Annotated in this window: 21 protein-coding genes; 15 read left to right on the forward strand and 6 right to left on the reverse strand. The window is 41.9% G+C overall.

Features of this window, described 5'->3' with window-relative positions; translation table 11 throughout:
• Nucleotides 1–6: 6 nt before the first annotated feature.
• From ABS301_RS21030 to ABS301_RS21040, 3 genes are read left to right on the forward strand one after another with little or no spacing between them, the layout of a single operon-like run.
• Nucleotides 7–768: a class I SAM-dependent methyltransferase gene (locus ABS301_RS21030; protein WP_349674066.1), complete on the forward strand. Its 762-nt coding sequence runs from the start codon at nt 7–9 to the stop codon at nt 766–768.
• A 23-nt stretch (nt 769–791) separates the two neighbouring features.
• Nucleotides 792–1190: a hypothetical protein gene (locus ABS301_RS21035; protein WP_349674067.1), complete on the forward strand. Its 399-nt coding sequence runs from the start codon at nt 792–794 to the stop codon at nt 1188–1190.
• An 18-nt stretch (nt 1191–1208) separates the two neighbouring features.
• Nucleotides 1209–1640, forward strand: coding sequence for a GNAT family N-acetyltransferase (locus ABS301_RS21040; RefSeq protein WP_349674068.1), 432 nt, complete (start codon nt 1209–1211; stop codon nt 1638–1640).
• Nucleotides 1641–1669: 29 nt separating this feature from the next.
• Here the strand turns inward: ABS301_RS21040 and ABS301_RS21045 are convergent, their stop codons facing one another.
• Nucleotides 1670–2179, reverse strand: a complete 510-nt coding sequence (locus ABS301_RS21045) for an HXXEE domain-containing protein (protein WP_349674069.1) — start codon at nt 2177–2179, stop codon at nt 1670–1672.
• Nucleotides 2180–2333: 154 nt separating this feature from the next.
• Between ABS301_RS21045 and ABS301_RS21050 the strand changes: the two genes are divergently transcribed.
• Complete coding sequence (locus ABS301_RS21050) at nt 2334–2903, forward strand: TetR/AcrR family transcriptional regulator (protein ID WP_349674070.1); 570 nt, start codon at nt 2334–2336, stop codon at nt 2901–2903.
• Between the two features lie 62 nt (nt 2904–2965).
• Here the strand turns inward: ABS301_RS21050 and ABS301_RS21055 are convergent, their stop codons facing one another.
• On the reverse strand, nt 2966–5605 hold the full coding sequence (locus tag ABS301_RS21055) for a cation-translocating P-type ATPase (protein ID WP_349674071.1): 2640 nt from the start codon (nt 5603–5605) through the stop codon (nt 2966–2968).
• 64 nt (nt 5606–5669) lie between these two features.
• Nucleotides 5670–7454: a sigma-54-dependent transcriptional regulator gene (locus tag ABS301_RS21060; RefSeq protein ID WP_349674072.1), complete on the reverse strand. Its 1785-nt coding sequence runs from the start codon at nt 7452–7454 to the stop codon at nt 5670–5672.
• A 264-nt stretch (nt 7455–7718) separates the two neighbouring features.
• On the opposite strand from ABS301_RS21060, the gene ABS301_RS21065 reads away from it, so the two are divergent.
• The gene (locus ABS301_RS21065; RefSeq protein WP_349674073.1) at nt 7719–9011 is read left to right on the forward strand and encodes a four-carbon acid sugar kinase family protein; all 1293 of its coding nucleotides are present in this window, start codon (nt 7719–7721) and stop codon (nt 9009–9011) included.
• An 81-nt stretch (nt 9012–9092) separates the two neighbouring features.
• Here the strand turns inward: ABS301_RS21065 and ABS301_RS21070 are convergent, their stop codons facing one another.
• Nucleotides 9093–9962 carry a MurR/RpiR family transcriptional regulator gene (locus tag ABS301_RS21070; RefSeq protein WP_349674074.1) on the reverse strand — a complete coding sequence of 290 codons (870 nt, stop codon included), beginning with the start codon at nt 9960–9962 and terminating at the stop codon, nt 9093–9095.
• Nucleotides 9963–10237: 275 nt separating this feature from the next.
• Here ABS301_RS21070 and ABS301_RS21075 point away from each other — a divergent pair, with 275 nt between their 5' ends.
• The 6 genes from ABS301_RS21075 to dagF are packed head-to-tail and all read left to right on the forward strand — an operon-like array spanning nt 10238 to nt 14625.
• Complete coding sequence (locus ABS301_RS21075) at nt 10238–10654, forward strand: PTS sugar transporter subunit IIA (RefSeq protein ID WP_170072407.1); 417 nt, start codon at nt 10238–10240, stop codon at nt 10652–10654.
• A 1-nt stretch (nt 10655) separates the two neighbouring features.
• Entirely contained in the window at nt 10656–11147 is a 492-nt protein-coding gene (locus tag ABS301_RS21080) for a PTS sugar transporter subunit IIB (protein ID WP_349674075.1), read from the forward strand.
• Nucleotides 11148–11159: 12 nt separating this feature from the next.
• Nucleotides 11160–11909, forward strand: a complete 750-nt coding sequence (locus tag ABS301_RS21085) for a PTS mannose/fructose/sorbose/N-acetylgalactosamine transporter subunit IIC (protein WP_104437841.1) — start codon at nt 11160–11162, stop codon at nt 11907–11909.
• A 1-nt stretch (nt 11910) separates the two neighbouring features.
• Nucleotides 11911–12738, forward strand: coding sequence for a PTS system mannose/fructose/sorbose family transporter subunit IID (locus ABS301_RS21090; protein WP_104437840.1), 828 nt, complete (start codon nt 11911–11913; stop codon nt 12736–12738).
• A gap of 18 nt (nt 12739–12756) precedes the next feature.
• A complete protein-coding gene (locus tag ABS301_RS21095; protein ID WP_349674076.1) occupies nt 12757–13887 on the forward strand; it encodes a DgaE family pyridoxal phosphate-dependent ammonia lyase in 1131 nt (376 codons plus the stop codon).
• Between the two features lie 3 nt (nt 13888–13890).
• Nucleotides 13891–14625, forward strand: a complete 735-nt coding sequence (dagF, locus tag ABS301_RS21100; RefSeq protein WP_349674077.1) for a 2-dehydro-3-deoxy-phosphogluconate aldolase — start codon at nt 13891–13893, stop codon at nt 14623–14625.
• A gap of 49 nt (nt 14626–14674) precedes the next feature.
• Here the strand turns inward: dagF and ABS301_RS21105 are convergent, their stop codons facing one another.
• Nucleotides 14675–15415 carry a response regulator transcription factor gene (locus tag ABS301_RS21105; RefSeq protein WP_349674078.1) on the reverse strand — a complete coding sequence of 247 codons (741 nt, stop codon included), beginning with the start codon at nt 15413–15415 and terminating at the stop codon, nt 14675–14677.
• Nucleotides 15412–17256 (reverse strand): cache domain-containing sensor histidine kinase, encoded by a 1845-nt coding sequence (locus ABS301_RS21110; RefSeq protein ID WP_349674079.1) that lies wholly within the window; start codon nt 17254–17256, stop codon nt 15412–15414. Before ABS301_RS21110 ends, ABS301_RS21105 begins: the two co-directional genes overlap by 4 nt.
• 149 nt (nt 17257–17405) lie before the next feature.
• On the opposite strand from ABS301_RS21110, the gene ABS301_RS21115 reads away from it, so the two are divergent.
• From ABS301_RS21115 to ABS301_RS21130, 4 genes are read left to right on the forward strand one after another with little or no spacing between them, the layout of a single operon-like run.
• Nucleotides 17406–18764: an ABC transporter substrate-binding protein gene (locus tag ABS301_RS21115; protein ID WP_349674080.1), complete on the forward strand. Its 1359-nt coding sequence runs from the start codon at nt 17406–17408 to the stop codon at nt 18762–18764.
• Between the two features lie 35 nt (nt 18765–18799).
• Complete coding sequence (locus ABS301_RS21120) at nt 18800–19678, forward strand: carbohydrate ABC transporter permease (RefSeq protein ID WP_349674081.1); 879 nt, start codon at nt 18800–18802, stop codon at nt 19676–19678.
• Nucleotides 19678–20505 carry a carbohydrate ABC transporter permease gene (locus ABS301_RS21125; protein WP_349674082.1) on the forward strand — a complete coding sequence of 276 codons (828 nt, stop codon included), beginning with the start codon at nt 19678–19680 and terminating at the stop codon, nt 20503–20505. Before ABS301_RS21120 ends, ABS301_RS21125 begins: the two co-directional genes overlap by 1 nt.
• Nucleotides 20506–20509: 4 nt before the next feature.
• Complete coding sequence (locus ABS301_RS21130; protein WP_349674083.1) at nt 20510–22963, forward strand: glycoside hydrolase family 31 protein; 2454 nt, start codon at nt 20510–20512, stop codon at nt 22961–22963.
• The last annotated feature ends 34 nt before the right edge of the window (nt 22964–22997 follow it).

Genomic DNA, 22997 nt, shown 5'->3' on the forward strand with positions numbered 1-22997 from the left:
GGGGTCATGGAACGCGAAATTATTAATTATTATAAAGCATACGATGAAGATGGCAGGCTGTTTCGAAATAATAGCCATAAGATAGAATGGCTGACCAGTATGCATTATTTAAAGAAGTTTATTAAAGAAGGGGCTTTTTTATTAGATGGTTGTGCAGGGACTGGAAACTATGCGTTTCCTTTGGCTGAATTAGGATATGAGGTTATTGCAGGAGATATCGTTCCTGGTAATATTGATATTATTCGTGAGAAGCAAAAGAGTAATCCTGTATTAAAAGATATATATGTTGGAAATATGCTGGATCTTTCAAGGTTTTGTGATGATAGTTTCGATGCAGTACTATGTATGGGAGCGTTTTATCATGTTAATGATGAGATAAGATCGGGTATCATGAAAGAATGTCTGCGTGTGTTAAAACCAGGTGGATTGTTGATTATTTCCTACATTAATACGATGGCTGGAGTTATTGTTGAGTTGGATGATGAGTTGAAAAACATGGATCAGGCGGAGAAATGGTTTGAAAACAGGACTACAGATGGGATGTTCCTATATATGGCTCCTTATCAAATAGAGGAAATGGCATTGAGTTTTCATACGGAAATTGTTTGCCATCTTGCCGTAGACGGAATAAATTATTTACTTTCTGATAAAATCAATGTTGCTGATGAGGAAAGTTTTAATAAGTGGTATCAATTTCATTTAAAAACCTGTGAAGATAAAAGTTTGTTAGGATATAGCTTACATAGCATGATAATATTGAGAAAGTAAGTTATTTGAAAAGGAGCGGGATTATGACAAGTATTTATTATCAGGCAAATAGAAACTACCCTCTTACCCAGTCAGAGCAGGAGAAGATTGATCAGATTTTAAAAGAATGCGAAGAAAATTATCCCTTCCCGGGAAGAGGCGAGACGCTGTGCCAGTACTCCTATGATCTGGCTGAACCCACATGCATTTTTTCTGGTGCTGTGAAGCTTCCATATCCGTGTGATGATGGTAATGGTATGGATGATGAAATAGTGGAAATGCAGACAGAGGCATTATTCTTTCTCATAGAGTGGCTGACTTCCCTTCGAAGAGTGATTCCAGATGCGGTATGGGAGGCTTCATTAGAAGATGTCGAGTTTATATGGGAAGAAGAGAATGGGTACCGGTTAATGACAAATGAAGAATATGAGGATTATTGTTGAGAGATATCAGGAGGCAGAGTGAAGATTCCGATGGTGAGTATAAGATATGTACAGGAAGAAGATAGAAATTTCTGGCTAAAGCTTGATAAACATTTGCCGAAGACTGAATTTGAAAAAAAGATCAGGGATAAAATGGGGTATGTTCTGTTAGAAAATAATATCCCGTATGGCTTATTAAGATATAATCTCTTTTGGGATAATACTCCATTTTGTACAATGCTTTATGTTAACTCTGATAGTCGTAATAAGGGCTATGGAAGGAAATTAATGGAGTTTTGGGAAAACGATATGAAGTCAATGGGATATGGAATGCTGATGACGTCTACCCAGGTGGATGAAGATGCTCAGCATTTCTATAGAAAATCGGGGTATCAGGATAGCGGCGGATTAATTATTAATATCCCGGGATATGAGCAGCCCATGGAAATGTTTTTGATTAAAAAAATATAGTTTGGGCTGCCTCATGTATTTTAATCCGATTATCCAATAAGTCTTTCCAGCTGATGCATGTTTTTATGAAGAATTTTCATATTTCCGAAAGCAAAAACCAGGCCGACAATGACCCAAAGTGTAATCTCTATGACTGAGTAATTTAAGATCCTCTGCGCAAGAATCAGGATGTAGCAACAGGGCAACAGAGTCAGCCATGCCGTGACTTCGCCAGGCACGTAATGCCGGTAAGATAAAGGTAAGAGGATAATGTGGAATAGAACCAGATGAATAATGTTTGCTGTCAGCAGACCATACCATAATCCATAAAAACCGGTGATGTTTCCCAGTAAAGTGGCAGACATCCACAAAATAAGTTCTTCAAATACCCCAACGGAAAAAGCTGCTGTGTTGTTAGTGTTGCCAAAGGGTGTGATGGGAAGGGGAATAAATTGTCTTAATCCTTTTTTACACCATTGTTTTGCTCTCATAATCTCTTCCATATCGTGTACAATAAATAATAACGGAAATAGCCAGGTAAACCATCTTAACTCATTCATAATTTTATCTCTCCTTTTTGATTTTATTTTAATCAAATGACGGAAAGTTTCAATCAACAGAATTTTACTTGTTATAGTAATAAGCTATAATAAGATACAGAATGTTGCTTATCTATATTGAATGTATTAAATTGTTGTCTGGAAAGGAGTACTCATGAACCAGAATGATTTGCGCGTGAGAAAAACCAGAAAAAACATTGAGAATTCATTTCTCTCGTTGCTGAAAGAAAAGGACTTTCATAAAATAACGGTTCAGGATATTCTTGACCGTGCACTCATTAATCGTTCTACATTCTACAAGCATTATATGGATAAATATCAGTTGGCAGAATCTCTTTGCAACGGCGTATTTGATGTTTTAAAAGTGGGAGTCATGGACAGACTTGAATGCGATAAAATGGAAGATGCCATTATGATTATTAAACCAATGTATCAGATTCTATCTGACAGGAGAGAAGAAATTCTGGCGCTTTTTGAAATACATACAGAAACCATTCACTTATATGAGGATATGTACAATTTCCTTCAAGAGAGCTTTTATGAGAGACAGTTAAAGACAAATAGAAAGTCCATAGAACTATTAGATTATTTGTCGAATCAATATGCATCTCTTGTGCTGACTGCAATGAAATGGTGCCTGAAAAATGATGGATACGAGGAGCTGACCAGACATACTCAGCTTTTTATGTATCTGGCAAAAGTATTTAACTATCCCAGAGAGTAAATAGTCAGGCCGCCAGATCAATCTGTTCCAAGTAAGAAACAGATGAATCCGACAGCCTGTTATTATCTGCGTTTTATTAATTTTACGATTTCCATAATCGGTATGATTGAAACTGCAATCAGCACAGCCACGGCATACTCCAGAAGTGAGATATGCTCAAAAGAAAATGCTTTTCTTAAAAAAGGAACGTAAATAACGGCGGTTGTTAAAATAAACGACATCAGCAGGGAACCATTTAAAAAGCTGTTCTTTGTTTTCAGATGAAAGATGGAACGAGTTCTGGAACGCATATTAAACGAATGAAACATCTCAAGGAGAGACAATGTAAGGAAAGCCATTGTCATGCCGTCTGCGCTTTGGGCAATTTCCCAAACACCACTTTCCACATAATGGCCTACGAAGTATGCGATTAAGGTCAGGAGTGCAATGACAAAACCCTGTAAAGCGATTTCGATACCAACGCCATCAGAAAAAATACTGTCTTTTGGGTCTCTGGGGGCTCGTTTCATAATATCTGCTTCTTCTGCTTCCATACCCAGACCAATGGCCGGGAAACAATCAGTGATCAGGTTGATCCAAAGCAAATGAACTGGTTTTAAGATGGTAAAGCCAATGAGACTGGCTACAAATACTGCAATTACCTCTGCCAGGTTAGAGGAAAGCAGGAACTGGATTGCTTTTCGTATATTGTCATAAATCCTTCGCCCTTCGGCGACTGCCGCAACAATGGTAGCAAAATTGTCGTCTGCCAGAACCATATCAGCAACATCTTTTGTAACGTCAGTTCCTGTGATTCCCATTCCCACACCAATATCGGCTTCTTTAATGGCTGGAGCATCGTTGACGCCATCTCCCGTCATGGCAGTTACTTTAGAGAGCTTCTTCCATGTCTTCACAATACGGACTTTGTGCTCTGGCTGTACCCGCGCATAGACCGAAAAGCTGGTAATCTTTTTCTCCAGTTCCTCATCGGATAGTTTTTCCAGCTCCCCGCCGGTGATAGCCATGCTCTCATTTTCAAGAATACCCAGTTCCTTTGCTATGGCTACGGCAGTATCTTTGTGATCGCCTGTAATCATGATCGGGCGAATACTGGCATTCTGGCATTCCTTAATCGCCGCCTTTACTTCAGGACGGACTGGATCAATCATGCCGGAGAGGCCAAGATAGATCAGTTCATTCTCCAGCACTTCAGGTGAAAAGTCATGGGGAGACTGATCCCAGTTTCGCATGGAAGCGCATAAAACCCGGAGTGCCCGGTCTGCCATTGCTTTGTTAGCCTTAATGATATCATGGCGGATATCATCTGTCATGGCTACGATGTTTCCATTTATAAACGCATGGCTGCAGCGTTTTAATACCTCGTCCGGTGCGCCCTTGGTAAACTGGATTATTGAGCCGTCCTTCTTTTTGTGCACGGTTGACATCATTTTTCTTACGGAATCAAAGGGTGCCTCTCCGATTCTTTCATAATCTTTGGCTAGTACCGGCTTTGATAAGTTATTTTTATATGCGTCATTTACCAAAGCGCATTCCGTAGGTTCTCCTACCGCCTGAAGGCTGTCCGGGTCAAGGACTGCATCGGAGCACAGTGCCATTGCAGTCATAAGAAGGGGTTCATCTGACGTGGCGTGCTCTACCACCGTCATTTTGTTTTGTGTTAAGGTTCCGGTCTTGTCAGAGCAGATGATCTGGGTGCAGCCTAAGGTTTCAACGGCTGTCAGCTTTCTGACAATCGCGTGTTTACGGGACATTTTAGTCACGCCGATGGATAGGAGAATGGTGACTACAGCTGCCAGACCCTCCGGTATTGCGGCAACAGCAAGTGAAACAGCAATCATAAAAGTATCAATCAGTTCTTCCAGATGAATGCCGCTGCCGGAGACTCCAATTCGAATGATGTTTACAGCAAACATTAAGGCGCAGATCCCCAGAACCATAATGGACAACACCTTGGAAAGCTGATTTAGCTTGATTTGTAGGGGAGTTTCTTCGTCTTTTGCAGTATTAAGGGCATCGGCGATATGGCCGATCTCCGTCTCCATACCGGTGTAGCAGACGATTGCCTTACCCCGGCCATAAACGATTGTAGAACCGGTATAAATCATATTTTTTCTGTCTGCCAGTGCTACTTCGCCTTTTCCGGTTTCTAACACATCGCTATGCTTGGAAACTGAGACGGATTCACCTGTCAGTGCGGCTTCTTCTGCCTTTAGACTTGCGCTTTCCAATATTCTGGAATCGGCAGGGACGGAATCTCCTGCCTCCAAAGTGATGATGTCGCCAGGCACAAGCTGCTCGGAGCGGATGACTTCAAGCTTGCCGTTTCGGAAAACTTTTGATGTGGCAGCCGTCATTTCCTGAAGAGATGCTATGGCAGATTCAGCTTTGGATTCCTGATAGACACCAAGAATTGCATTAATCACCACTACGATCAGGATAATGACAGTATCAATCATGCTTTCTCCTGAATACATGGATGTAGCTCCCGAAACTACTGCAGCAGCAATCAGTACAATCGTCATAAAGTTGGCCAGTTCTTTTAAAAATTTCTTAAAAAGACTTGTTTTTTTACCCTCTTTTAATCTGTTTAAGCCGTACTTCTCCTGACGTTCCCGAACCTGGGCTTCTGAAAGTCCATGAGGAGATGAATCAAGCTGTTTTATAACTTCATTGGATTCCAATAAGTATTCTTTTTGCATTGTTTTTCTCCTATATTGTTTATGTCTTGCTAATCAATGATGGTTAGTGTATCCCTTTTTTTCTTTAATTATCAGAGTTAATCAGTCTCCACAATGTTGTTCTGCTGATTCCCAGACTTTTGGCGGCTTTTGTGTGGTTCCCATTCTGGGTATCCAGTACAATGAGCGCTACTTCCCGGTTGATTTTATTCAGTGGTTGGGATAAATTCAGCATATTCATATAACCGTTTGCAGAGGCGGAGGTGAGAGTGACTTCCTTGTGTAATACTTCTTTTACTTCTTCGATTCCAATATATGGTCCCTGGGACAGGACAAAGAGATTATTCATTACCCGGCTGAACTGCATGTAGTTATAAGGCCAGTGATAGCGCTGCAATTCTTCCATGGCATCTGGTGAAAAACCCAGAACCTGTTTATCGTTTTCCATATTCAGCTGATTTAAATAGAGATTTGCTATCGGCTCTATCCGGGAAACATCTGCTCTGAGTGTAGGAAGCGTAAAAACAAATAATTTCAACCGGTTAATAAATTCCATGGAACCGGAATCCGTAATGCCGTAGGAGTTGCAGAGAAAGGAGATAAGAAGCCGGTTTCGCTTGCAGGCATCGGTATCGATTATATTGATCCAAAGCTGTCTCTGCCGTTCTTCGCTTAATAAATTCATGTTCTTTATAAAGATGGTGTTCCCGCTGCTGCAGAGAGGGGAATTGTGGTGACTGGTTAAATATTCCCACACCTTTTCATTTAATAAGCTGCAGTCTATTTCAATAAATGGCTGATCCTTAACAGAGCTGCGCAGATAGATGGCCTTGGCAATCTGTTCCTTTCCCGTGCCTTCCTCTCCGGTAATGATGACCGGATATAAATCCTTGTTAACCTGATCAATGGTTTTGTAAAATTGGGCGAAAAAATTAGTGACGCTGTATATGCTTTCATAAAACTCTTTTTCAATCTCTCTCTGGTTGCTGTATTGAATGCCGCTTTTTGCACCATTTGAAGGAGCTTTGTTTACGGTAATGTAAAAGGCTATATAACCGGTTCCTGCAGAAAGCAGACGCTGAGCCTGCACAGAGTAGATCAGGTTGTTCTTCCTGAAAATTAAATTGCGCTTTTCATCCAGAGGTATATTGTTAATTTCCAAGTGCAGAGAATCGATAATTGTTGTATCAGTTTCTGATATGGTTGAAAAGATCAGCTTCCCGTCATTGTCGAAAACAACGGTACGCATATCTCTTAGCTTGACAAGGCTTCTGAAAAAGTTGTTTTCACTTCTTAGCTGAGTGTAGTACCTGCAATATTCAAGTGCAGTATGAAGGGCATCCCGTATGCTTTCCACTCCGGAGGTAAGAAGAAATGCATCCATACCAAGGTTTCTCGCCGTTGTATAAGTAATCATATCACAGAGTATTGCTTCATAACCAAGAGCTGCAATCTGTTTTAGTATTGGTAAAGCCTCTTCTGTAGAGTTGATGGAAAAAACATCGATGGGGTAGGGAAGAACCTCTTTTAGAAACTGACTTTGTTCTGTTATGCTGGAGAAACCGGCAATGGCAACCTTTTTCGTGTCTGCATTGGAGAGCTTTAACGTACGAAGTATATCGTATGCCGATGTATGGATTTCAATAACAGGCAGAGAGATGGATTGCCGCAACAGCTTTGCTGTACCTCCACGGGAAATTACCACATCATAATTCTCATAAAAGTTACTTTGGGCAATTTCCACACCCTTTTTAAGATCGCCCACCAGGATATTCAATTCGATGCTTGGATATTCCTCTGCAAGCTTTGACATAATAGATTTCATACCTTCATAAGGTGCAATTGCCAGAATTCGTATCTTATCAGACATGGGTATCCTCCTTATCATATAACGTTCTTATTTGAAACACAAATCTGAGATTCATTATACCATAATTTGTGCAGTATTTATATATTTATAAAAAATGTATACATTTACTAGGAATAATAGTAATTCTTTTTCCACGTGTTTCATATATAAACCAAAACAGACCCTGAGTTTATTTTCTCAAAATTGATTGTATGGTATGATGTGTAAAATAAAGGTGTCTTACTAAGAACCTGATCAATTAATAATTCTGGAAAAGGTAGAAATATGATTAAATTATTGATAATATCGGATGACTTCACAGGAGCACTGGATACGGGCGTTCAGCTTTCAGCTGACGGGGCAGCAACCTATGTGACTCTGGATTCTGATTTTAATATGTCCGATTTTACTCAGGATATTGACGTTCTGGTTATAAATACCGAGACCCGCCATTTAAACCAGGAACAGGCGTATAAAACAGTGTTTTCCATAACCCAGCGGGCGAGAAATGCCGGAATTCCCTATATATATAAAAAAACAGACTCTGTGCTTCGGGGTAATATTGGAGCGGAGCTTTCAGCAGTACTTGATGCCAGCGGTTTTAAACAGATTCATTTTATTCCTGCCTATCCTGAGATGGGTCGAATAACAAAAAACGGAGTCCATTATGCAGATGGGATACCAATAGCGGAAAGTATCTTTGGGAATGATCCGTTTGATCCGGTTCTTTATTCTGATATTCCAAGTATTATATCTTCACAGACCTTGATTCCTACTCATGTAATTAATCAATTGGAAAATGAAGAATGGAAGGACAAGGAAGGCATTCTGATACACGATTCCCACACATCTAAGGATATGGAAAGGATCGCCCTTACGCTAATGGCAGGAAAGGCTTCCTGCTTGTTGGCAGGATGCGCAGGGTTCGCGGCTCTCCTTCCTAAAATGCTGGGTATACAGGGCAGAAAGCCTGTAACTCCAGTCTTATCACCTCATATGTTCATCGCCTGTGGCAGTATTCACCCAGTGTCACTTGCCCAGTGCGAGGATGCCAGTCAAAAAGGTGTACCCCAGTACGTTCTGTCGCCAAAAGAAAAGCTTGACCGTTCCTGGATCGGAAAAGGGTCTGACAATGCTCTGGTAAATAAGATTTTGCGTTCCTGTGAGGAGAATCCGGTTGTTATCTTAAATGCTAACGGCCCAGGAGAACCGGAAGCTACTTATCAATATGCAAAAGAAAATGGGATTACACAGGAACAGCTTCGGACAGAAATTGTCTCTGTTATGGGATATATGATTGAAGCATTGTTAGATAAGGAACTGAAAGCCACTGCTTTTCTTATGGGAGGTGATCTCCTTTATCAGTTTGCAAAGCAGACAGGGATTAAAGCTATTTCGCCCATCTGTGAATTAGAGAAGGGAGTCGTGCTTTCAGAAGCTCTTTATAAAGGGAAAAACATAAAATTAATTTCAAAATCCGGTGGATTTGGACAAGAAGCTCTTTTTACTGATTTATCAAGGAAGTATTTTTTACACCCCATGGAGTCTGAGCACGTGGCTATTGAAATAAATTACTGACCAAGGCTGAAAAGAGCCCGCGGTTTTACAGAAACTTAAATTCCTGTAAAATCACGGGCTCTTTTTCATATGCAAATAAGTTTAGAGAAGATCCATGAATTTTTGCAGACCATCTCTGGTATCATCGCTGTTTAATCTGGAATAAGATGCAGCCTTTTGAAAAAACTGGAATGATTTTACATCCTCAGAAAGGAAATCATGGAATAACATATCAAATAGAACCAGTATCAGGATTTCCCTTGTTATGGTATTGCTGCTAAAGAGCAGGTCTGTCTTCGGAATCACCAGGATGATATTGGCATAGGGAGAACAGAGAGACTTCTCATAATTGGTGATGAGCAGGACGCTGCTGCCATTTTTCTTTAAATCAGCCAGTATGGAAGCCAGCTGTTTGTGATTGCCGGAGAGAGAAATGGTGATAAAGAGATCCGTCTCCTGAGAAAGACTTTGGTATAGCTTCAGTGTATCATAGTTGGTAAGTGCCTGTACGGTAAGACCCAGTGTCATAAATTTATGGGCAATTATTTCCGCTATATTCTGATTAAAGTTCAGTCCGATAATAAAGATCCGCCGTGATTTTAACATCAATTCTCTGGTGTGGCTGATGTCTGTTGGATTGGTTAAATGAAACAGGCTGTCCAGAAGCATCTTGTAGTCATTAAGCAGAGCGGAGTAGTCGGAATGGTTTACGGAGGAAGAACTTTTGTCAATTTCCTTCTGCATCGTATATTTTAATTCATTCAGGCCGGAGTATCCTACTTTTTGAGCGAAACGGATAATGCTGGCATCGGATGTTCCGATCTCCTTTGCCAGTTCCTGAGCGCTGAGTTCAATAAATTTCAAGGTAGATTTTTTAATGTATTGTACTATTTTCCAGTCTGTTTTGGTGAACTGGTTGGACATGCCGTCTATACGGGCCATTAAGGTAAAAAGTTCATAGTTTTCTGTCATTTGAAATACAGCCTTCCTTTCAATCTTCCCGGAAAAGGGAAGCCGTTTTGTTATTTCTGTAGCAGTTATGTAGTGAATTTCAGATTAAGTATATCATAATTCTGATTTATAATTCAATATTCCTTGATTAAAAAAGTTATAATTACAAAAAAGTAGCAAAATACATAATTAAAACTGTGAAAATAATATAAATACATTATTGACATGAAAAATGTAGTATGCTACAATTCGAATGACTAAAGGATATACAAAACTGATAAATAAGGAGGTACGAGATGGAGAAACCGCAGATTTTGCTCTTAACTCACGGAGGATGGGGAAAGGCGCTGACGGAAAGTCTGAAAATGATTATGGGAAGCGTTGATTTTGTTCATGAGATTCCGCTTTTGCCGGAGGTTACGTTTGCAGAGTATTACGCCAAGGTGGATGAATATGCAGCCGGTATGCCGGAGAAGTCCCTGATTTTTACGGATGTATTTGGCGGAACAACCACCAATGCAGGTGCTAAAATCGGACGGGAGCGGAATATTAAGGTGGTTTCGGGACTGAATGCGCCGCTCATGATTGAAGCCTGTACCCAGATCCAGTACACCGGAGATTGTAACTTCGATGTGGTTTTGCAGCAGGGGCAGTCATCAATCATTGATGTGATCGGTGAGGTCACTAAGTCAATGGAAAAAAAGGAGAGTTAAAATGGCAGAGATTGTATTATGCAGAATTGACAGCAGACTGATTCATGGACAGGTTATGACCAAGTGGGTGAATCAGTCGCAGGCCAATCGGATTGTTGTAGTAAGCGACAGTCTGGCTGCGGATGAATTTATGCTTGAGATCTACTTAATGTCAGCACCAGCGGGGGTTAAGGTAGAGTGTTTAAGCAGAGCAGACGCAGTAAAGAATTGGAATGAAGACCAGTTTGGCAGTGGCCGGATACTTTTACTGCTTCCGGATTTAGCAAGCATGAAGGAAGTATATGAAGGAGGAATTAAGGTCACTGATATTCAGGTAGGAGGGCTGGGGGGAGCTCCGAACCGGAAAGTGGTATTTCAGAATATCACTTTAGATGATGCAGATGTGGAAAAGTTGATTTCGTTACAGGAGGCAGGAGTAAAGATTATCTTCCAGACGATTCCGGAAGATGTACCGCAGGATTTTCACACCATTTTAAAAAAATACAATAACTAAGGAGAGTATGATATGAGTGTGTTGATGTTAGCTGTATGTATGGGGTTTTATTATTGGTTCTGCCGTTTGAGATTTGGGTATACCTTTTCTTCCATGCTTCTTCAGCCAGTTGTCATTGGTGTTTTTGTAGGGCTTCTGACGGGAAACATGCCTTTGGCCATGAAGATTGGTGCAGGACTTCAGTTGGTTTATTTAGGGGTTACATCCACTCCCGGCGGCAATGTGCCAAGTGATCCTGCTCTTGCAGGATGTATTGCAATTCCTCTTGGAGTAATGTCCAATATGTCTCCTGAGGTTGCCATTGCTCTGGCGATTCCATTTGGAGTCATTGGAGTATTTGTGGATCAGTTAAGAAGAAGTACCAATGCAGTCTGGGTTCATATGGCAGACCGGTATGCGGAAAAAGCAGATACAAAAGGAATTTTAAGGGCAGCGTTTCTTTACCCGGCTATCGCAGGACTGGTAATTCGTTTTCCAATCGTTTTTGCAATTGACTTTTTTGGTGTAACAGCAGTAGAGAAGCTGATCGCAGTTCTTCCTCAGTGGCTGATGCATTCCTTTGAAATCATGGGAGGAATTCTTCCGGCTCTTGGTTTTGCCATTACCTTATCCGTAATTGGAAAGAAGTCACTGATACCGTTCTTTATAACAGGATTTTTCGCAGTTATGTACTTAAAACTTGATACCATGGCTGTAGCAATTTTTGCAACCTGCGTTGCATTGTTGTTAGGTTTATTCCAGTTAAAGGAGGAGGCGATTTAAAATGGGAGAGCAGACACAGGTAAAAAAACTGAATAAAAAAGATATTACCAAATCCATGTGGATCTATTATGCAGGCGCAGAACTTTCCAATTCCTACGAGCGTCTGCAGAGTCTTGTATTCTGTGCGTCCATGACGCCGGTTTTAAAGAAGCTGTATGATACCGACGAGGAACTGAGTGCAGCCTTAAAACGTCACCTGGTTTTCTTTAACACAGAAGGAATCTTTGGAGCCATCATTCAGGGAATTGCCATTTCCATGGAAGAACAAAAGGCCAATGGAGAGAATGTAACAGACGAGGCAATTACGGGTATTAAAACCGGACTGATGGGACCGCTTGCAGGAATGGGTGATGCAATCGTATGGGCAGCAATCATGCCGATTATCATTTCTATCTTTTTACCTTTTGCAAGCAGCGGTTCTGCACTGGGAGGCATTATGCCGCTGATCCTGTATCCGGCAATTACCATTGCAATTGCTTACTGGCTGATTCATAATGGCTACACATTAGGCAAAAAGTCTGTGGTATCACTGCTTCATGGCGGCAAGATGAAATCCATTATTTTTACAGCAAATGTCATCGGTCTTACCATGATGGGGGCATTATCCGCAAGCTACGTCACCATTTCAACACCTTTGAAGTTTGGTTTTTCCAGCGGAACGCAGATTGTGGTACAGGACATACTGAATACGGTAGCACCAGGTCTTCTTCCTCTGGCAGCCGTGTTTATCATCTATTTTTATCTTAGAAAGAAAGGACCGTATTACAACAGAATCCTGCTTACAGTCGTGGCAGTATCTGTCATTACTTCTCTGCTTGGAATTCTGTAATGGTCTTAAGGAGTAATCATGGAAAACATATACAGTAAAAGCGGTCTTCAGGCCGTGATTAATGCTTCCGGTAGAATGACAAAGCTGGGTGTTTCCACCATATCGAAAGGTGTGGGGGAAACACTGGTGGAGGCAGCCGGCAACTATGTGGTAATTGACGATCTCTATGTCTATGCAGGCAGAAGAATCGGGGATCTTATCGGAACTGCCGATGCCTGTGTTACATCCAGCGCCTCTGCCGGAATCGCACTTGCAGTAGCTTCCCTGATCTGCGGAGGAAACTTACAGAAAGTAAAACACCTTTTTGACCTTCTGCCTTCTGTTACGAAAAGGGAAGTTATTATTTTAAAAGGGCATAACGTGGACTTTGGGGCGCCGGTTGCAGAGATGGTACAGATTGCCGGAGGGAAAATCGTTGAAGCAGGATATGCCAACGGAGCTTCTGTAGAAGATATTCAACAGGCAGTAACCAAGGATACGCTGGCAATTCTTTTTGTCAAATCCCATCACTGCGTTCAAAAGGAAATGCCGGAAGCCAGATCTGTTATTGAGCTGGCAGAACGTCTTGGGATTCCATGTATCGTGGATGCGGCAGCAGAAGAAGATTTAAACATCTATGCAGCCATGGGTGCGGATTTTGTATGCTACAGCGGTGCAAAAGCCATTGAAGGCCCTACCAGCGGTTTCGTTGCATGTAAGACAAAAGAACTGGCTGACAACATGAGACTCCAGTACAAAGGCATCGGCAGAGCCATGAAGGTGGGGAAAGAGTGCACCATGGGACTTGTAACGGCAGTGGAAGAATATATTGCCGGGGGAAAGACAAGCCCTGTCTCCAAAGAAGAGCTGGAACGGTTTGCAGCATGTGTAGGGGAGATACCAGGCTGCAAAACATCAATTATTAAGGATGAGGCGGGAAGAGAGATATTCCGTTGTAAAATTGATTTTAATCCCCAGCAATACGGGATGAATGCCAAAGACGTGGTAAGAGAGCTGCAACGGGGAGATGTAGCCATCTTTACCAGAGATTATCAGGCAAATATCGGTTCCATCGCAATTGATCCCAGGCCTTTAAACAGTGAGAAAGAACTGGAAATCATTGAACAGAGGCTTAAAGAGATTCACAAATCAGTAAATGGAGGGAAATAGAAGATGGAAGGTTTAAATTTTTACAAAGGAAGAGTCTGCTTAAACTGTCTGACAAATTCCGTTGATAATGCTAAGGCAATTTATGAGGCTGCAGGGGGTCATGTTGCAGTTGGGATTTTGTCGGCAAATTATCCGGATGTGGAACAAGCAGTGGAGGATATGAAACGATATCAGAAAGCAGTAGACAATAATATTTCCGTTGGCCTGGGTGCAGGAAATCCCGGACAATGGAAAGCAGTTGCGGATATATCCGGGCAGATTAAGCCAAAGCATATTAACCAGACCTTTACGGCAGGCGGATATACCAGAGCCAAAACGGGTGAGGGACCATTTTTAAATTCCATGGTTGCTCCCTGCGGTAAAGTGGGTTATGTTAAAATCTCAACTGGTCCGCTTTGTAAAGATATGGAGCCGGCAATCGTTCCGGTTAAAACTGCAATTGCAATGGCAAAGGAGCAGGGAGCCGATTCCTTAAAGTATTTTCCCATGGGCGGACTAAAGGTAAAAGAGGAGTTTGAGGCGGTAGCCACAGCCTGTGCAGAGAGCGGATTCGGACTGGAGCCAACCGGAGGAATTGATCTTGATAATTTTTCTGAGATTTTAAAGATTGCAGTTGATGCAGGAGTGGAACACATTATTCCTCATGTATATTCTTCGATAATTGATAAAGAAACGGGAGCAACGAGAATTTCCGATGTTGTGAAACTTTATGATATGATTCGGGAGATTTTAGATTAAATATAAGCTGTTTTCCTGTCTGCGGGGCGGGAAAACAGCTTTTTTAATCTTATTCATTTCTGTATTCACTGGGACTGATTCCATAAACATGCTTAAAGGTTTTACTGAAATGAAACGGGTCAAGGTAACCGGTCAGCTGGCTTATATCGGCAATGGACAGATCCGGATTGCGAAGAAGCTGCCTTGCTATATTAAGTCTGTAGTTTCTTAAATATTTGGAAGGTGTAATCTCTGTGTATTTGAAAAATATTTTGCTTAAATAAGGCACAGAAAAACCAAATTCAGAAGCCAGTGTGGTGAAATCGATCTGAGTCTGATAATTCTTGTGAATGTATTCTTTTATCAATTCCACGATTTCTTTTGCCCTGTTTGAGGAATGAAGGAGTGTTACGGAGTCAAACCGGTCCAGGGCAGCCAGAAGCTTGGTTTCCAGGGCAGCCAGTGTCTTTTCCAGTTCCTCATAATTGACTGGCTTCAGTAAATAATTGCTCACCTCGTACAGGAGCGCTTCTTTTGCGTATTCAAAATCTGTATATCCGCTGATGATCACACATAAGATAAACGGAAATTTTTCGTGTATATTTCGGACTAACTCAAGTCCATCCATCTCCGGCATCCGTATGTCTGTGAAAATTACATTGGGCAGATGTTCTTTCGCCATATCCAGACCTTCCAGACCATTGGTTGCAATGGCTGTCACCTCAAAAGCGGGATTTAACTGTTCGATTCTTCTGGCTATATTTCTGGCAATTAAGGCTTCATCTTCAACAATTAAAACAGAATATTTCAAGGGATCATTCCTCCTATGACAACAATGGCTCCATGGGGTACATTGTTGCTCAGTCTAAATATATGATTGCCGTGGTAGAGGATTTTAAATCGGATGTAAATATTCATCAATCCCATCCCGTCTATTTCCAGATTGGGCAGAACGCCGTTTTTCTCGATCAGGTTAATCTGGTTTTGCAGTTTTTCCAGGTCTTCACTGGAAAAGCCAGGACCATTGTCCCGGATTTGCAGCTCCCAATAGGTGTTGGTCATAATACCAAGAATTTTCACACTCCATGGTGGACTTGATTTAGTCGAATATTTGATTGCATTTTCCACGATCAGCTGGAGGCAGAGTTTTGGAAGCCGGACCTGATGCATTTTTTCCGGTATGTCAAATTCAAATTGAAGAGAGTCACAGTACCTCACCTTCATGCATTCCAGATAATCACTGGTATGGTCAAGTTCATCTTTTAAAAGGACCAGCTGTTCGCTGTCGGAAGAGATATAACGCAGGATTCTGGAAATGGTCTGACACATGAGAATAATCTCGCTGTTCATGTTTTCGTCCGCCATTGCCTGTATGGTAGCCAGAGAGTTGTATAGAAAATGAGGGTTCATCTGCGCCTGCAGGGCCAGCATTCTGGATTGCATGTCACTGTTTTGAAGCTGAAGTTCCCGTTCCATTGATTTCCTCGCCTGTCTCTGCATTTTTAACAGAGCCTGGTATAAGGTGTTCACCTCTGTAATGCCAATTTCCATTTCCTCAAATTCAGTAGTGTCTTTTTCTTCTCCTGTCAGCTGGAATGCACGTACCTGGTGGTAGATTTTATAAAGCGGAGTGGCAATTCTCCGTGAAATCAAATAGGACACCATAACGGTTACGAGCATGACGATAAACAGAAGTATAAAAGCTGTGTTTAAGTATTGATGAACCGGCTGCATCAGCATGCGGTTATCAATAACAAGAGCTGTAGTAAAACCGGTATAATCAGATGAAGAGTAAATGATGTATTTATTTTGGGATTTTAAATATATGGGATTTACCCCCGAGCTTTTGGCGGGTTTGCTTTGCTGGGCCTGTATCAATTTGTAATAGCTGTCTGGTGTGCCGGAGCTGCCAGTCGTATAGATGGTCTTCCCTTCCGGACTGAAAATGTATACATCTTCCTGATACGGGCTGTTAAAGGTATTTACTGTATTTGCTATACTTTTAAAGGATTTTTTGACCTCTACAATTCCCTGTGGAACATTGAGCGGGCTGTAATACAAGCGGCAGAGTGATACAAAATAATTATCACCCGAATACGAATAAAAGCGTCCAAGAGTGTCGTCTTTATCGCAGTATATATATTTCTTGCCCTTCGCCTCAACCACCTTACTGCACCAGTCTTTTTCACTCACCCGTTCCTTTGATGCATGATTATCAAGACCTACTCCAAATTTGCCATAATCAAGGGAATAAAGGTAAGTCTGATCGGCGGGAGAATTGGGACCGATCATGGCGATAATCAGGTCGAACAGGATTTTAGTGTTATTAATGTTTTCATAAATTTCATCTGAACTTAAGGTGTTGTCCTGATAATTGATATACATACCAAATTTTTCTTTGATCAGGTTGGAATAAATAATATTCTGAGATACAGTATCAAGGTCGTGAATGACGGAATCAAAGCTGCCCATAATCATGGCGGCATTATTCTGTAGGGAAGAAAAGGCATTTACCTTTATCTTGCCGGTTTCACTAAAAACTGTGTGAACCGTAAATGCCAGGATTACTGCAATGAATAAAGCAGTATAGGGAAGAAAAAGTGTTGACATTATGCTGCGTTTCTTAATATTTTTTGTTTTATTCGCTGTCATTTTCAGCCCTTTCCTCCTATAATTTTTTCCGTTGGTTAAAAATATACATGAAAACAGATCAAAATGTTCATTCAAAAATGTGTATATTACACTATATAATACAGATAACATGATAAAAGTCAACAATTAATTTTGGGGAGGTATTTTTTATGAAGTTAAAAAAGTTAGCTGTATTCAGTCTGGCTCTGGCCGCTGCCCTTTCATTTTCCGGTTGTTCAAAAGAGGAGAATGCTCCGCAGAAAAGTACGGCTGCAGGAGAAAGCACGTCTGGGGAAGCGAAGACATCTGCTGCGTCGGAAAAAGGTGGAGTTACTCTTTCTTTTATGGCCAGCCAGGACTGGATTCAGGATGCAGAAATTGAACTGTCCAAGAAATTCACACAGGAAACAGGAATCAAGGTTGATTATCAGATTATTCCATCGGATCAGTATGTGAATCTTCTGATGACAAAGTTAAACACCGGGGAGTGCACGGATATTTTTGGGGCACAGAGCGGTAAATTTGATATTAAGGCTCAGATCAATGTGGAAAAAAATGCGGTGGATTTAACAAAAACCTCATGGGGAAGCCAGGTTGAACCACTGGTGGCGGATCAGTTGTCTGTAGATGGTAAGCTATATGGGCAGCCGATACAGGACGTATCTTCTGTATGGGCAATCGGTTATAATAAACAGATTTTCAAAAAACTGAATCTGGAGATTCCAAAAGATTATGAAAGCTTCCAAAAAGTGTGCGATACCATTAAGGCAGCAGGAATTACTCCGATCTATGAGTGTGTGTCAGATGGATGGCATCATACATTATGGCTGCCTGAGGCAGGTGTTGAGGCTGAAACAGCAGAACCTGGCATAGTTGATAAATGGAACAGCAACCAGGCGACTTTCAAAGGAAATGCAACCATGATGACAATTCTGGACCAGATAAATGACATGGTTGCCAAGGGATACTGGGGAGAAGACTACATGTCCAATACCTATGCTGATTCAGCAAAAAACATAGCCTCCGGTAAATATGCGATGACAGTGGCCAATCAGGGGTTTGGAGTCGAAGTGAATAAGGTTAACTCTGAGATTGCAGTGGATGACATTGGCTATTTTGTAATTCCGCTGGCTGACAACCAGACATTAAACGTGAACCCGGCAGGTCCTGCAAGATTTATATTCAGCGGCTCCAAGCACGCAGCTGAAGCACAGCAGTACTTAGAATTCCTGGCAAAGGAAGAAAATCTTAAGTACCTGACTGAACATGTAGGTAAGTTCAACAAACTTCCATTTAACAACGCACCCAGCATGTATACAGATACGATTCAGGATTTCTATAACAGATATGATAAAAAAGGTACTGTAATTCAGACAGCTGTAAAATATGTAAATCCGCAGTGGAGTGAGATGGGAGCAAATTTGTCTGCCATGATCGTGGGAGAAATGTCTCCGGAGGAAGTTCTGGCATCCATTGATGAAGTGAGAGTCCAGCAGGCGAAGGCAGCAGGCGATCCCGACTGGAAATGACAGCATGGAAGATCAGTTGAAAGAGAGTGAATACGATGAATAGAAAAAAGATATATCCTACGTGGTTTGCAGCTGGGGCATTGCTCCTTTATTCGGTGTTATTTGTCCTTCCCGGAGTGATTGGAATCGGTTATTCTTTTACGGACTGGTCATCTTATTCAGACCAGCTGAAGTTTGTGGGGCTGGAAAATTTTAAGACTGTATTTTCCGCTGACGGAAATTATCTAAAGATTATGAAAAACACTCTGGTATTCACTCTTGGCACAACTGTTATAAAAAATATACTGGGACTTGCGCTTGCAGTTCTGCTTACAAAGTCCATTCGCTTTTTGAATTTTCACCGGGGTGTTATGTTTATGCCCTCTGTGCTGTCCACCCTGATACTGGGAATGATTTTCACTTCTATTTTAAATCCGTCAACCGGGTTGTTAAACACATTTTTTAAAGGTATCGGTCTTGGTGGTCTTGCAAAACCATGGCTTACAAGTCCCGCGTACGCATTCAAGTCGGTAATGGCAGTGGATATCTGGCGCGGCACCGGATACATCATGACGATTTTAATTGCCGGAATCCTGTCTATCTCCTCGGATTATTATGAGGCGTGCAGTATCGACGGAGCTTCTGGATGGCAGAAATTCCGGTTCATCACGCTGCCGCTGCTTTTACCAACTCTGGCCACAACCACTGTTTTAAATGTGATCTACGGTCTTAAGGTCTTTGACATGATCTATGCGTTAACAAATGGTGGTCCGGGTAAGGCTACGACAGAGGTTCTTTATACGGCAGTATTTAAAAAATTCGGCACTGGTCAATATGCCATAGGTACGGCTCTTTCATCCGTTATGTTTTTATTTATGGTGTTTATCGGATTCTTCATGATCCGTCTGATGACGAAAGACGAGGTGCAGGAATAATGAAAGCAAAAAAGAAAACTGCCGCTGCAGCAGTGAATGCAGCGGCGTGGATTATAACCGCAATATGCCTTATTCCCATGCTTTTAATATTGTTAAATTCTTTTAAAGACAGTCTGGGAGCGTCGGAGATGAATCTGAAGCTTCCGGCACTTCCGTTACAGTGGAATAATTTTCTGGTAGTAATAGAAAAGGGAAAGCTTCTTACCTCATTTATGAACAGCTGCATCTACTCCGTAGTCAGTGTGTTCCTGTGTACCGTGCTTGCATCAATGGCTTCTTATGTATTTTCAAGAAACCGTTCCAAATTAAACCGTTTTCTCTATCTTTACATGGTGCTTGGAATTACCATGCCGGTTAACTATGTGGCATTGACAAAAGTTATGATGTTTCTTACACTGAATAATACAAGACTTGGAATTGTGCTTTTGTATACGGCAATGCAGCTGCCATTTTCAGTATTTCTGATTCATGGATTTGTGGCAAAGCTGCCGTCAGAGCTTGATGAAGCCGCCGTGATTGATGGCTGCTCACCGGTGAGACTTTTTGCATCAGTCATTCTTCCACTATTAAAGCCTGCGATTGCCACGGTGATAGTACTGACCTTTTTAAATACATGGAATGAATTTGTTTCGCCTCTGTATTTTTTAAGCAGTTCTTCTAAATGGCCGATGACATTGTCCGTATATAATTTTTTCGGTATGTATTTTAAAGACTGGAATCTGGTTTGTGCAGATATTCTGCTGACCAGCCTTCCGGTAATCCTGGTATATTTGCTGGGGCAGAAATATATTGTATCCGGTATGACGGCCGGAGCAGTGAAAGGATAACGTTATGTCAGAGAATAATAGTGGGGTGATTGTGATCGAAGCAGGGGGAGTGACCCTGACTTATCGGAATATTGCATCAGATATGATCCATTGCAGTTGCAGCAAAGTTGGGAGAAAGCAGGTAACCTCCCCTCTTGGAATCCAGCTGCCGGAGCAGGGGAAACTGGATTACGAGAGTACGGAATCCTTTTGTCTGCTGGGAAACGGGCGGATGAATGTGAAGGTTGACATAAGAACTGGGGCAGTATGCTGGACTCTTGCCGATACGGGGAAGCTGCTTTTTGAGGAAGCCGGAAGGGAACTGGAGGAGATTCCTGTTTATGGCTATACAGTAAGTGGGGATAATCTTGATGTTTCACGGGTAAAAACTGTGGATGGAGAGAGAAACTTTGTCAATAATCTGGTTTCTCAAAAGGTGCGGACTGCTTACCGGGGAAAATTGTATTTTAAATGGCAGGAAAAAGAACGGATTCACGGTTTGGGGCAGGGAGAGGAAGGGATCTATAATTATAGAGGAACCACTCAGTATCTGTACCAGCATAACATGAGGAGTCCCATCCCATTTCTCGTATCAGACCAGGGCTACGGCATATTATTTGACTGCGGGTCTTTGATGACGTTCAATGATGATTGCCGGGGATCTTACGTCTATTTTGATACCATTGATCAGCTTTCCTACTATATTATACAGGGCAATAATCTGGATGAAATCATGTCAGGGGTCAGAAGGCTGACCGGTCATGCACCCATGCTGCCTAAATGGTCTTTTGGATACATTCAGTCAAAAGAGGCCTATCATACCCAGGAAGAACTCCTTGCTGTAGCAAATGAATATAGAAAAAGGAAAATACCAATTGATGGAATTGTACAGGACTGGAATACCTGGGGGGATGGAAAATGGGGCAATAAGATTCTGGATAAAACCCGTTATCCGGATTTTCAGGCAGCGGTAGAGGCGCTTCACAGGAAACACGTTCATGTAATGGTTTCTGTATGGCCAAATATGAGTTCTGATGGAGAGAATTACGAGGAATTTAAAAAAGAGAATCTCCTTTTAAATGATTTCTCCACGTATGATGCGTTTAACCCTGAAGGTAGAAATATGTATTGGAAGCAGCTTGAACAGGAACTTTTTTCGGCAGGTGTGGATGCGTGGTGGTGTGATTCCACAGAGCCGTTTAGCGGGCCTGACTGGAGGGGCAGCTATAAAAAGGAGCCATGGGAGCGTTATCTGATTGTTGGAGAAGAACATAAGAAATATTTAGACCCAGGGGAAGCAAATCTGTACGGTGCAGTTCATGCCAGAGGAATCTATGAGAATCAGAGAAACAGCTGTGAGGATAAACGGGTATTAAATCTCACCCGTTCCGGCTATGCAGGTTCACAGGCTTATGGCACTGTCCTCTGGTCAGGGGATATCTGCGCAACATGGGAAACATTTCAGAAGCAGATACGGGAAGGGCTTAATTTTTGCATGAGCGGGCACCCTTACTGGACTTTAGACGCAGGCGGCTTCTTTGTGGTAAAGGACAACTGGAAGAAGCGTGGCTGCGGCTGCCATAATGATCCGGAACCAAAATGGTTCTGGCAGGGCGGATATGAACTGGGAACAGAAGACGGGGCGTACCAGGAGCTTTACGTCAGATGGATGCAGTTTAGCGCATTTCTTCCTATGTTCCGTTCTCATGGAACTGATACTCCAAGAGAGATCTGGAATTTCGGGGAGCCTGGAACTATGTTTTATGATGCACTGGAGAAATGTATCCGTCTGAGATATCAGCTTTTGCCATACACCTATTCGCTGGCCGGAAAGGTGGCGCTTCATGATTACACCATGTTTCGCAGCCTTCTGTTTGATTTTCCGGAAGATGAGACTGCCTGTGAATTGGGCTCCCAGTTCATGTATGGGGATTCTCTTCTGGTTTGCCCTGTGACAGAACCCATGTATTATGAGCCGGAAAACAGCAGCTTAGAGACAAAGAAGCAGTGGAACTGTTATCTTCCCTCTGGAGTAAGCTGGTATGATTTTGAGTCTGGGGAAAAATACGAAGGCGGACAGTGGGTTACAGTGGAAGCCATTCTTGACCGGATACTGCTATTTGTACGGGAAGGTGGCATTATCCCCATGGAGCAGGGACTTGAGTATACGTTAGAAGCGGTCAATACCCCATTTGAATTCCATATATATGAAGGAAAAGATGGAGTTTTTGAACTATATGAAGATACAGGAGATGGGTATGAATACGAGAGCGGAACGTATAACCTGATTCCAGTTTCATGGAATGATGCTGAGAAAGAGTTGTGTGTGGGTGAAAGCAGCTTTGTATTTGATCAGTCCATATCCGGGCGGATCTGTGTGGTTCATACTTCTTCAGGAATAACCAAGACTTTTTGTTATAATGGTAAGGAAATAAAAGTTAAAATGCAGGAGACGGATCCTGAGGGTGAAACCTGCTAAACGATATGGGAAGAACCGGAGAAATGTATTTTGT

The organism is Lacrimispora sp., assembly GCF_031982545.1.
In the GTDB taxonomy this organism is placed as follows: domain Bacteria; phylum Bacillota; class Clostridia; order Lachnospirales; family Lachnospiraceae; genus Lacrimispora.